At 71.1% G+C, this 11,354-nt stretch carries 11 protein-coding genes; 5 read left to right on the forward strand and 6 right to left on the reverse strand.

Features of this window, described 5'->3' with window-relative positions:
* Positions 1 to 119: 119 nt before the first annotated feature.
* From GT354_RS06510 to mshA, 5 genes are all read right to left on the reverse strand, one after another.
* Positions 120 to 803, reverse strand: a complete 684-nt coding sequence (locus tag GT354_RS06510) for a response regulator transcription factor (protein ID WP_161355249.1) — start codon at positions 801 to 803, stop codon at positions 120 to 122.
* Positions 800 to 1,999, reverse strand: a complete 1,200-nt coding sequence (locus tag GT354_RS06515) for an ATP-binding protein (protein WP_346011892.1) — start codon at positions 1,997 to 1,999, stop codon at positions 800 to 802. The genes GT354_RS06510 and GT354_RS06515 overlap by 4 nt, the downstream gene beginning before the upstream one ends.
* A gap of 417 nt (positions 2,000 to 2,416) precedes the next feature.
* Positions 2,417 to 3,175, reverse strand: a complete 759-nt coding sequence (locus GT354_RS06520) for a phosphoglyceromutase (RefSeq protein ID WP_161355250.1) — start codon at positions 3,173 to 3,175, stop codon at positions 2,417 to 2,419.
* A 53-nt stretch (positions 3,176 to 3,228) separates the two neighbouring features.
* Complete coding sequence (locus GT354_RS06525) at positions 3,229 to 3,747, reverse strand: YbjN domain-containing protein (protein WP_161355251.1); 519 nt, start codon at positions 3,745 to 3,747, stop codon at positions 3,229 to 3,231.
* Positions 3,748 to 3,766: 19 nt separating this feature from the next.
* Complete coding sequence (gene mshA / locus GT354_RS06530) at positions 3,767 to 5,086, reverse strand: D-inositol-3-phosphate glycosyltransferase (protein ID WP_346011893.1); 1,320 nt, start codon at positions 5,084 to 5,086, stop codon at positions 3,767 to 3,769.
* A gap of 205 nt (positions 5,087 to 5,291) precedes the next feature.
* Here mshA and GT354_RS06535 point away from each other — a divergent pair, with 205 nt between their 5' ends.
* Positions 5,292 to 6,158 (forward strand): class I SAM-dependent methyltransferase, encoded by an 867-nt coding sequence (locus GT354_RS06535; RefSeq protein WP_202511575.1) that lies wholly within the window; start codon positions 5,292 to 5,294, stop codon positions 6,156 to 6,158.
* A gap of 306 nt (positions 6,159 to 6,464) precedes the next feature.
* Complete coding sequence (locus GT354_RS06540; protein ID WP_161355252.1) at positions 6,465 to 7,898, forward strand: NlpC/P60 family protein; 1,434 nt, start codon at positions 6,465 to 6,467, stop codon at positions 7,896 to 7,898.
* Between the two features lie 73 nt (positions 7,899 to 7,971).
* Here the strand turns inward: GT354_RS06540 and GT354_RS06545 are convergent, their stop codons facing one another.
* Positions 7,972 to 8,499 (reverse strand): O-acetyl-ADP-ribose deacetylase, encoded by a 528-nt coding sequence (locus tag GT354_RS06545; RefSeq protein WP_161355253.1) that lies wholly within the window; start codon positions 8,497 to 8,499, stop codon positions 7,972 to 7,974.
* Positions 8,500 to 8,560: 61 nt separating this feature from the next.
* Between GT354_RS06545 and GT354_RS06550 the strand changes: the two genes are divergently transcribed.
* The 3 genes from GT354_RS06550 to GT354_RS06560 all read left to right on the forward strand — a co-directional run.
* Positions 8,561 to 9,025 (forward strand): MarR family transcriptional regulator, encoded by a 465-nt coding sequence (locus GT354_RS06550; RefSeq protein WP_161355254.1) that lies wholly within the window; start codon positions 8,561 to 8,563, stop codon positions 9,023 to 9,025.
* Positions 9,026 to 9,130: 105 nt separating this feature from the next.
* Positions 9,131 to 10,456 carry a SpoIIE family protein phosphatase gene (locus GT354_RS06555; protein WP_346011894.1) on the forward strand — a complete coding sequence of 442 codons (1,326 nt, stop codon included), beginning with the start codon at positions 9,131 to 9,133 and terminating at the stop codon, positions 10,454 to 10,456.
* The coding region (locus tag GT354_RS06560; RefSeq protein ID WP_161355256.1) for a CHASE3 domain-containing protein at positions 10,456 to 11,354 on the forward strand (899 nt) is incomplete at its 3' end. The genes GT354_RS06555 and GT354_RS06560, both read left to right, overlap by 1 nt.

Here is an 11,354-nt window from a genome sequence, read left to right on the forward strand (position 1 = left end):
CCCCGCACACCCGTACACACGACGGCGCCCGCGCCGCCCACCCGGTTCGTCCGGGGGGCGGCGCGGGCGCCGTCGTCACATCGTCGGTCGGGAACCGGCACGGGTCGGCCCCGGCCCCGTCACGGCTCGAACTTGTACCCGAGACCGCGCACCGTGACCAGGTAGCGCGGGGCCCCCGGGTCGGGCTCGATCTTGGCGCGCAGGCGCTTCACGTGGACGTCGAGCGTCTTGGTGTCGCCGACGTAGCCCACCCCCCAGACCCGGTCGATGAGCTGCATCCGGGTGAGCACTCGGCCCGCGTTGCGCAGCAGCACCTCGAGGAGGTCGAACTCCTTGAGCGGGAGGTCGATCCGCCGACCCTCGACCGTGACCCGGTGCGCCTCGACGTCGAGGCGCACCGGACCGGCCTCGATCGCGCGCGGCTCGTCGGTGGTCTCGCCACCGCCCTGGCGCCGCAGCACGGCCCGGATCCGGGCGATCAGCTCGCGCGTGGAGTAGGGCTTGGTGACATAGTCGTCGGCGCCGATCTCGAGGCCGACGACCTTGTCCACCTCGCTGTCCTTGGCGGTCACCATGATCACCGGGACGTTGGACTTGGCCCGCAGTCCGCGAAAGACCTCCGTGCCCGGCAGGCCGGGCAGCATCAGGTCGAGCAGCACCAGATCGGCACCGCCCTGGTCGAACAGCTCCAGCGCCTCGGGTCCGGTGGCCGCGACGGCGACCTCGAAGCCTTCCTTGCGAAGCATGTACGACAGCGCGTCGCTGAAGGACTCTTCATCTTCGACGACGAGCACACGGGTCATCGTGAAGCCTCCATGGATGGGGTCGACGATGTCATCGACATCGATTGAGAGGTATGCGTTCCGGCAGTCTTGAACGGCAGCACGAGAGTGAAGGTGGATCCCACACCCTCCAGGCTGCGCACGGTTACCTCTCCCCCGTGGCCCGCCGCGATGTGCTTGACGATCGACAGGCCCAAGCCGGTACCGCCGGTGGCCCGCGAGCGGGCCGGATCGACGCGGTAGAACCGCTCGAAGATGCGGTCCAGGTCACGCTGGGGAATGCCCAGCCCCTGGTCCGAGACGGTGATGACGGCCATCCGCGATTCCGCTCTGACCTCGACGTCGACTCGGGTCCGAGCGGGGCTGTAGTTCACCGCGTTCTCGACGAGGTTTCCGACGGCCATCACCAGTTGATTGTGGTCCCCGGGGACGATCAGACCGCGGTCGCCGCCGATCTCCAGGGTGATCTGCTTGGCCTCCGCCGCCTGTCGGCAGCGGTCGGCCGCCTCGGCCACCAGTTCGTCCAGTGGCACCGGGCCCACCGAGTGCAGCGGGTGATCGTTTTGCACCCGGGACAGGTCGATCAGTTCCTGGACCAGGTTGGTCAGTCGCGCGGACTCGATCTGCATGCGGCCCGCGAAGCGGATGATCGCCTCGGGGTCGTCGCTCGCGTCCATGACCGCCTCGGCGAGCAGCGACAACGCGCCCACCGGAGTCTTGAGTTCGTGGCTCACGTTGGCCACGAAGTCGCGGCGCACCGCGTCCACGCGGCGCGCCTCGGTGCGGTCCTCGACCAGGAGCAGGACCAGGCGCGAGCCCAGCGGCGCGACCCGGGCGGACACCTCGAACTCGTGGGTCTCGCCGTCGGCGCGCTCCAGGATCAGGTCGCGTTGTCGTATCTCGCCGTCGCGCCTGGTCTCCCGGGCCATCTGCAGCAGGTCCTCGGGCACCAGTTGGTCACCGCGGACGAGACCGAACTTGTAGGCGGCGGAGCTGGCCTTGACCACGGCGTCGAACTCGTCCAGGACCACGGCCGAGGACCGCAGCACGGACAGCACGGTGGCCACGCCGGGGGGCAGGCTCGGGGCGGCGGCGGGCGCGGCGGCCGTACCCCGACCCTGGGCCCGTTCACTCCAGCGGAAAGCGAGAGTGCCGGCTACGCCCACGGCCAATCCGGATACAGCGGCCAAAGCCGCGGCAGCAACGTTCACGTCCACATGTTCCAGGGTAGAGCTGCTCCGAACGGGTGAAACACGTCCAGAGGGTCCAGCCCGCAGATCTTCATGCGGCGTTCATCCGCGCGCCACGCCCGAAACGGCGATCGTACAAATCGCATGGAGGCCGACATGTCCGATTCTCCGACTCCACCGCAGCCCCAGGCGCCCGTACCGGGCTGCAATTGCCCCTCCAGTTGCGGCTGTGGCTGCAAGTCGGGGTCCGCGTGCAACTGCGGGGGAAGTTGCAGTCGCTGACAGCGTGCACCCGAACCCGAGGCGCATCGAGAGGCGCGCCGAGCCCGAGGCGCGCCGAAACCCGAGCCCGGCCCGTGCGGGGCGCCCCACCCCTTCCGTGACAGGTGGGTGCCCCGCGCGGAGCCGACAACGGCGCGAGAGCGCGGCAGTCACGCGGTGTGACTACTTGCGGCCCTGGTTCTTGACCGCCTCGATCGCGGCGGCGGCGGCCTCGGGGTCGAGGTAGCGCCCGCCGGGCACGAGCGGGCGCAGGTTCGCGTCCAGCTCGTACAGCAGCGGGATGCCGGTGGGGATGTTCAGGCCGGCGATGTCGCCGTCCGATACGCCGTCCAGGTGCTTGACGAGCGCGCGCAGCGAGTTGCCGTGCGCCGCGACCAGGACCGTGTCACCGCCGAGCAGGTCCGGCACGATCGCGTCGTACCAGTACGGGAGCATGCGCTCGACGACGTCCTTGAGGCACTCGGTGCGCGGACGCAGCTCGACGGGCAGCGACGCGTAGCGGGGATCGTCGAACTGCGAGTACTCGTCGTCCTCGGCGATCGGCGGCGGCGGGGTGTCGTACGAGCGGCGCCAGAGCATGAACTGCTCCTCGCCGAACTCCTCGAGGGTCTGCTTCTTGTCCTTGCCCTGGAGCGCGCCGTAGTGCCGCTCGTTGAGCCGCCACGAGCGACGGACGGGGAGCCAGTTCAGCTCGGCCACGTCGAGCGCGAGCTGCGCGGTACGGATCGCGCGCCGCTGCAGCGACGTGTGCAGCACGTCGGGCAGGATGCCTGCGTCGAGCAGCAGTCGCCCCCCGCGCGCGGCCTCCTTCTCACCCTTGTCGGTGAGGTCGACGTCGACCCAACCGGTGAACAGACCTGCTTCGTTCCACGTGCTTTCGCCGTGGCGCAGAAGGACCAGTTTGTAGAGAGCATCAGCCATGGACAGGAGCCTAATCGAGGCAATCCGGCTCCCGGTCGCGGCCCGGGGCGGGGTCAGCCGCGGTTCTCGGGGGCCGCGAAGCGGGTGAACGCCTCCAGGTTGCGCAAGGACTCACCGCGCTCGACGCGCCAGTCCCACTCGCGGCGGATCGAGGTCGCGAAGCCCAGTTCCAGGAGCGTGTTGAAGCTGTCGTCGGAGGTCTGCAACACGACACCGAGCAGGCGGTCGATCTCGTCGGGGGTGACGGCGGCCAGGGGGAGTCTGCCGTTGAGATAGACGTCGCCGAGCTTGTCGACGGCGAAGGCCACCCCGTAGAGCCGCACGTTGCGTTCCAGGAGCCAGCGGTAGAACGCGGCGTGGTTCTCGTCGGCGTGGCGGACCACGAACGCGCTCACCGCGAGCGTGTGGGTGTTGACCGTGAGCGCGACGGCCGTCTTGAGTTTGCGGGTGCCCGGGAGGACCGCGACGAACGTGTCGTCCTTGGGTTCCTCCCATTCGACGCCCAGGTCGGTCAGGCTCGCGCGGACGATCTCCGCGGCTGCTTCCTGTTCGGCTTCCACGGCCCACCTCATTCGACTCGGTACGGCGACGCTACTGCCCGCCCACCACCCGCCCACGCGGGGCCGCGCTGCGGGCCAGCGTGTCGCCGTACACCTCGGCCATCGCCGCGGCGGCCGAGGACCAGCCGAAGCCCGCCGCGTGTCGGATCGCGCCGGCCGCGTAGTCGTCGCGCATCCGCGGCGCCCGGATCAGGTCGCGCAGCGCCAGGCCGTAGTCCACGGGGTTGTGGCCGTTCACGAGCGTGCCGGAGACGCCGTCGCGCACGGCGGTGGGCAGGCCGCCGACCGAGGCCGCGACGACGGGGGTGCCGCAGGCCTGGGCCTCGATGGCCACCAGGCCGAAGGACTCGTTGTACGAGGGCACGACCGCCACCGTGGCGGCGCGGTACCAGTCGGCGAGGATGTCCTGGCGGACCGGGCGTTGGAACCTGACCACGTCGTGGATGCCCAGGGTCGCGGCGAGTTTGTGCAGGTGTTCGGGGGCGGCCATGCCGTTGCCGCTGGGCCCGCCGACGACCGCGACCACGAGCGAGTCGCGCAGGCTCGGCTCGGCCTGGAGCAGGTGGGCGATCGCGTACAGGAGCACGTCGGGGGCCTTGAGCGGCTGGATGCGGCCCGCGAACAGGATCACCGTGGCGTCCACCGGCACCCCCAGACGCCGCCGCGCGTCGGCCATGTTGCCGGGCCGGAAGGTCTCCAGGTCGACGCCGGGGTTGACCACGGCCACCTGCTCGGGCGCGGCCGCGTACAGGTCGATCAACTGCTCGGCCTCCTCGACGGTGTTGGCGACGAGGCGGTCGGCGGCCTCGACGACCTGGCTCTCGCCGATCACCCTGGCCCTGGGTTCGGGCTCGTCGCCGCCCGCGAGCGAGGCGTTCTTGACCTTGGCCATCGTGTGCATGGTGTGCACGAGCGGCACGCCCCACCGCTCCTTGGCCAGCCAGCCGACCTGTCCCGACAGCCAGTAGTGCGAGTGCACGAGGTCGTAGTGGCCCGGGTCGCGCATGGCCTCGGTGCGCAGCACGCCCGAGGTGAACGCACACAACTGCGCCGGCAGGTCCTCCTTGGACAGGCCCTCGTACGGGCCGGCGGTGACGTGCCGCACCAGGACTCCCGGGGCCATCTCCACGACCGGCGGCAGGTCGCTGCCGGTGGCCCGGGTGAATATCTCCACCTCGATGCCGAGCGCGGCGAGCCGCTTGCTCAGTTCCACGATGTAGACGTTCATCCCGCCGGCGTCACCCGTACCGGGCTGATGCAGCGGCGACGTGTGCACGCTCAGCGTCGCGATCCGACGAGGTGCCCCCCGGCGCGCTCCGAGTCTGATCGCGCGCTGGTTGTGGTGGCTCACTCGTTGACCTCCCTGGCGGCCCCGTGCCGTGTCCTGTTGTGTGGTGATGCGCTGGTACCGCTCGTCCACTGATCGTGGACCGTTCTCGGATCGAATGTGTCCCCAAAACAAGACACAACCCATGGTGGGGCGGCGGGATTCCCTCGCGGAGTGTGATCCTGACCGCTCCACGGGGCGCACGGAGGCATTCCCTTACCCTGCGAGCATGGGTACGCGCGGCATACCGGGACACGGCGCACCGGGGGTGGGCCCGCGTTCTCGACCGGGCTCGCGACCCGCGGGCGTGATCACGCGGGGGACGACGAACCAGAATCGGTTGCGCCGGGTGGACCGGTGGCTGACCGGCGTGCACGGGCGACTGCTGCGCGGCGCGGCCGATCCGCTGGTGGTCGACGTCGGCTACGGCGCCTCGCCGGTGACCACGGTCGAGTTGCTGCGGCGGTTGCGCACGGTGCGGGCCGACATCCGGGTGATCGGCTTCGAGATCGATCCCGAGCGAGTGGCGGCCGCGGCGCCGCACGCCGGGCCGCGGTTGTCGTTCGCGCGCGGCGGGTTCGAGGTACCGCTGCCGGCGGGCGAGGCGGCGACCGCGATCCGGGCGTTCAACGTGCTGCGGCAGTACGACGAGGACGCGGTGCCGGCGGCGTGGGCCCGGATGTGCGCGCGGCTCGCGCCGGACGGGGTACTCGTGGAGGGCACGTGCGACGAGTTGGGGCGCCGGGCGGTGTGGCTGGGGATCGGAGCCGACGCCCGGCCGCGCACGGTGACCTTCGCGGCCCGGCTCGCCGGCCTGGAGCGTCCGTCGGATCTGGCCGAGCGGCTGCCCAAGGCGCTGATCCACCGCAACGTCCCGGGTGAGCGCGTGCACGCCTTCCTGACCGCCTTCGACCGGGCGTGGGACCTGCACGCGCCGTTGGCGGCGTTCGGCGCGCGCCAGCGCTGGATCGCGTGCGCGCGCACCCTCGCCCGGGACTGGCCGGTACGCGATGGCCTTTCGCGGTGGCGGCAGGGTGAATTGAGCCTGGCGTGGGACGCCGTCGCGCCGCCGGCGGTCGGCCGGGTCGGTCGATGACGTCGATGCCTTCCACTGACTCGTGTCGCATTCCGAACAGCACATGAAATCTTTGGCCGACAGTCCGTCCGGTAGATGAATTACCCCGGCGTGTCGTCCGTAATTGATGGGTTATGCCCGTTCCGATAACCGGACGATCGCGAATCTTCCTCTGCCCTTCACAGCCGGAACATGCAAGGATCCGACGCTGAACGGTCCTCGGTTACCGACCGGTCGTGAGCCCGGTTCTCGGCTGATTCCAGTGGTACCGAACGGCATCGTCCGAATCGTCGCAAGTGAGCATTCGATTTCCGAGAGGGCGAAAGCATGGGGAAACTCGGGGGCCGTTCCGGTCTGTTGGCCCGAGCTGTAACCGCTTGCGGCGCGGCGCTGTTGTGCGCCGCCCTGTTCGGTGGCAGCGCCTGGGCAGACCCTGCGGCACCGCCCGTGCCGCCACCGGCCACGAGCGCGGGCGCGATCACCTCCGTCCAGGACCTGCTGGCCGCTCAGGCCCGGATCCAGGAGTTGTATCGCCAGGCCGAACAGGCCACCGAGCGCTACAACGCCACCAACGAGCAGCTCGGCCGGACCCAGACGAAGGTCAACGACGTCAACGCGGGCATCGTGTGGGCCCGGCAGAACGTCGAGAAGGCGCGCGACGACCTCGGTCGGCTGGCCAGGCTCCAATACACGAGCCGGGGCATGGACCCGCTGGTGACGTTGATGCTGTCCTCGCAGCCCGAGCAGTTCCTGCGGGACGCGCCGACCTACGAGCACATCACCCAGACGCAGCTCGACACGATCGCCCGCGCCAAGCAGGCCGAGCAGCAGCTCGCCGCGATGCAAAAGAGCGCCGACTCGCAGCTCGCCGAGAGCCGCCGCCTCGAACAGGAGGCGGTCAAGGCCAAGGCCGACATCGAGGCCGGGATCGCCGGGGCCGAGAAACTGGTCGCCGGCTTCACGCCCGAGCAGGTCGCCGAGCTCGAAGCCATGGAGGCGCGCGCGGCCGAGGCCGGGCAGGCCCAGCTGACGACGCTGATCGGCAAGCCGGACCAGCAGACCACGCCCAAGGCCGCGCTGGCCATCGCGTGGGCGATCGACAAGATCGGGCTGCCCTACATCTGGGGCGGCGTCGGCCCCGTGGGCTACGACTGTTCGGGTCTGACGTCGAAGGCGTGGGCCTTCGCGGGGGTGCCGATCCGGCGTACCTCGCAGGAGCAGTGGGCATCGCTGCCGCGGGTGCCGGTCGCCCAGATGCGCCCGGGCGACCTGATCGTCTACTACTCGGACGCCAGCCACATCGGCATGTACCTGGGCAACGGCAAGATCGTGCACGCACCTCGGCCCGGTCGCACCATCACCATCGCCAACGCGGGCTCGATGCCGATCCTCGGCGTCGTACGTCCCGACGCGGGCGCGGGCACGGTGAACGCTCCGGCGATCCCGAACACGCCGACCCCGCCGCCGACGACGCCGGTGACACCCCCGCCGACGACCCCGCCGCCGACGACGCCCCCGCCGATCACCGTGCCGCCGACGACGCCGCCGCCCACCACGCCGCCGGTGACGACCCCTCCGGTGACGACTCCGCCGGTGACCACCGCGCCCCCGACGACCGAACCACCGGTGACGACGACCCCGCCGCCGACCACCCCGGCGACGACTCCGGAGACGACCCCGTCGACGCCGGCGACCGAGTCGGGCCACCCGACGTCGGGCGCGCCGTCGAAGAGCACGAGTGCCACGCCGTCGGGCGGCTGAACGACGAGCCGAACACGCGGGCGGGCCGGGCCTTCGGGTCCGGCCCGCCCGCGTATGGCCGGCGGGGCGGTCGTCAGCCCGACGCCGCGACCGCGCTCTCGAACGCGATGTAGGCACGAGCCTCGAACAACACGAAGCGGACCTCGTCGGCCGTCGTCGGCGTCGCGCGCACGGTCTCCACGGCGATCCTGGCCGCGTCCTCCATCGGCCACCCGTAGATCCCCGCGGAGATCGCGGGGAACGCCACCGAGGCCGCGCCCAGTTCGTCCGCCACGCGCAGCGCCTCGCGGTAGCAGGACTCGAGCTGCGCCGAACGGTCCTCGGTGCTGCTGTGGACGGGACCCACCGTGTGGATCACCCAACGCGCCGGCAGCCGGCCCGCGACGGTCGCCACCGCCGCGCCCGTCGCGAGGCCCCGACCGAGCTTGGCCGCGCGCAGCTCCCGGCAGGCCGCCAGGATGTCCGGACCGCCCTTGCGGTGAATCGCCCCGTCGACGCCACCGCCGCCCATCAGGGAGGAGTTGGCGGCATTGACCACGGCGTCCACGTGCTGTTCGGTGATGTCGCCGCGTACGAGCGTCATCCGCGTCCTGTGTGTCATGCCCCCAGCCTGCCGGCCGCGTTCGTGGCGCGCTTCGGCCCCGAGCCGGCACAGTGGCCGAATGTCCGTGGCCCGAGAAGAAGGGGACCTGCCCGCGGATCTGCTCGATCGTGTGGACGCACTGTGCGAGTGGATGGCCGCGGTGCGCACCCACGCACACGAGGATCTGGAGAACCGGGTCTCGCCGTCTCAGCTGCGGGCCCTGTTCGTCGTCGCGGGCCACGACGGCATCAACTTGAACATGCTCGCGACCGGACTGGGCGCCATACCGTCCTCGGCGAGCCGACTGTGCGATCGGCTGGAGGCCGCCGGCCTGCTCGTGCGCGCGCTGAGCGAGACCGACCGCCGGGAGGTGGTGCTGAGCCTGGCTCCCGAGGGCGTCGCGTTCCTGGAGGAACTGCGAGCCGCCAGACGCCGGGCCCTGGCTCGGGTCCTGATCCATCTGGAGGCGGACGAACTGGATGGGATCGTGCGATCGCTCAGGGTACTGCGCCGGGCGGCGCACCGAGCCGACGCGCCGCAGTAGTCGCGGACAGGCGCGGTTACCCGCTCGCGCCGGGCCGCGCTATCGTCCCTTCAATTGCCGCACGACAACGATTCGCGCGGCGACAACGAACCCGGAGGTGGTGGCGTGCGCCCCGCGTACGGCGGCGAAAGCGGAGCGGTCGAACGGACCGACCACCGCGCGGTCCCGGCGCGCTCGGTGGCATCGATCCCGGTCGAGGTCACCGGGACCGTGCTGCGCGTTCTGCTCATCGAGGACGACGCCGGGGACGCCTTCCTGGTCGAGGAGTTGCTCGCCGACTCCGCCGATCCGATGGAGATCGTGTGGGCCCGGTCGATGGCCGAGGCGATGGTCAAGCTCGACGACGACATCGGCTGCGTCCTGCTCGACCTGGGGTTGCCGGACGCCGAGGGCCTGGGCGGCCTGTACCAGCTGCTGTCGTTCGCCCCGCGCACCGCCGTGATCGTGCTGACCGGCCTGTCCGACGCGCATCGCGGCTCCGCGGCGGTGGCCGCCGGCGCGCAGGACTACCTGGTCAAGCAGGAGATCGACGGTTCGCTGCTCTCGCGTGCGATCCGCTACGCGTTGGAACGCAAACGCGCCGACGAGTCGCAGCGCCGACTGGTCGAGTCGGAACTGCGCGCGCAGGAGAACGCCCGGCTCGAACGCGGCCTGCTGCCCGCCCCGATCCTGCGTGACCCGTCCCTCGACTTCCGGGCGCGCTATCGCCCGGGGCGCCAACGCGCGCTCCTCGGCGGAGACCTGTACGACGCGGTGCAGACCGCCGACGGCCGCGTGCACGTGATGATCGGCGACGTGTGCGGGCACGGGCCGGACGAGGCCGCACTCGGCGTCAACCTGCGCATCGCGTGGCGGTCGCTGATCTTCGCCGGTCTCACCGGCGGCGAACTGCTCATCACCTTGGAGCGGATCTTCGAACACGAGCGGCGCTCGGACGAGATGTTCGCCACGCTGTGCATGACCGTCATCGAGCCCGATCGCACACACGGTCGGATCTACCTGGCCGGCCACCCGGCCCCGCTGCTGCTGACGCCCGACGGCGTCGCGCCGCTGTCCGAAGGCGCCACCGGACCGGCGCTGGGCCTGTTCCCGGGCGGGCGCTGGGGTTACGAGTCGATCGAGCTCGGCCGTGACTGGTCGCTGCTGCTCTACACCGACGGGCTGATAGAAGGCCGGATCGGCGCCGGCCCCGAGCGGCTCGGCTCCGACGGACTGGTGCCGATGATCGGCCGGTTGGTCGCGGCCGGGCGCTCGGGCTACGACCTGATCGATTCGGCCGTCGCGGCGGTGGAAGACCTCCACGGGGGCAGCCTCAACGACGACGTGGCGGTGTTGCTGCTTCGGCACGACCCCGACCGCCCGCTGGACAGGGTCCGCAACGGTCAGCCGGTACTGCCGGGCCAGACGACGAATGGGGGCGACACAGCGTGATGGACAACGGCGCGGACACCGTCCGGCGCGGTCCGCGGATGCGCCAGGTGGTGGGCTCGGCGCTGGGCCTGCTGGCGCTGGTCGTGGTGATCTCGGCAGTGGTGGGGGCGATCGCGATCTCGCGCCTGAACGACTCGCGCGACACCGTGCTGGACCGACTCGAACCCGCGACCAGCACGGCGCTGCGCCTGGAGAACGCGCTGATCGACCAGGAGACCGGCGTCCGCGGCTGGATCATCAGCGGCGATGTGAGCTTCCGGGAGCCGTACTCGCTCGGCCGCGCCGAGGAGGACCGCGCGTATCAGCGGCTCGACACGCTCCTGCCGGACTCGGCCGAAGGCGAGCGACTGCGCGCCGACCTCGGCGAAGTCCGAACCCGCGCCCAGGCGTGGCGCACGGCCTACGCCGAGCCCGCGCTGGCCGCGCCCCGCGGCACGACGGGCACCGACGACGGCAAGAAGTTGTTCGACGCGGTTCGTCAGGCGACCGCCACGCAACAGGGCGATCTCGCGAGCGAGCGCAACGCGGCCCGGGCCGATCTCAACCGGGACGCGCAAACACTGACCTGGACGCTGGTCGCGGTGGCGGCGCTGTTCGCGCTCCTGCTGATCGTGCTGGCACTGCTGTTGCGGCGCCTGGTCACCCGGCCGCTGGAACACCTGGGCGCGCAGGTGCGCCGGGTCACCAAGGGCGACTACGGCCATGCCCTGACCGGTCGCGGCCCCGCCGAGATCACCTCGCTCGCCCAAGACGTGGGTTCGATGCGCGACCGCATCGTCGACGAACTGCACACCGCCGAGGCCGCGCGCGTGGTGATGGCCGAACAGGCCGAGGACCTGCGCCGATCCAATGCCGAACTGGAGCAGTTCGCCTACGTCGCGTCGCACGACCTCCAGGA

The sequence above is a fragment of the Streptomyces sp. SID3343 genome, assembly GCF_009865215.1.
In the GTDB taxonomy this organism is placed as follows: Bacteria; Actinomycetota; Actinomycetes; order Streptomycetales; family Streptomycetaceae; genus Embleya.

Coding starts and splice junctions, on each gene's coding strand:
- GT354_RS06510 (WP_161355249.1), bottom strand. CDS start 803: ATGACCCGTGTGCTCGTCGTCGAAGATGAAGAGTCCTTCAGCGACGCG.
- GT354_RS06520 (WP_161355250.1), bottom strand. CDS start 3,175: ATGGCTGATGCTCTCTACAAACTGGTCCTTCTGCGCCACGGCGAAAGC.
- GT354_RS06525 (WP_161355251.1), bottom strand. CDS start 3,747: ATGAGGTGGGCCGTGGAAGCCGAACAGGAAGCAGCCGCGGAGATCGTC.
- GT354_RS06535 (WP_202511575.1), top strand. CDS start 5,292: ATGGGTACGCGCGGCATACCGGGACACGGCGCACCGGGGGTGGGCCCG.
- GT354_RS06540 (WP_161355252.1), top strand. CDS start 6,465: ATGGGGAAACTCGGGGGCCGTTCCGGTCTGTTGGCCCGAGCTGTAACC.
- GT354_RS06545 (WP_161355253.1), bottom strand. CDS start 8,499: ATGACACACAGGACGCGGATGACGCTCGTACGCGGCGACATCACCGAA.
- GT354_RS06550 (WP_161355254.1), top strand. CDS start 8,561: ATGTCCGTGGCCCGAGAAGAAGGGGACCTGCCCGCGGATCTGCTCGAT.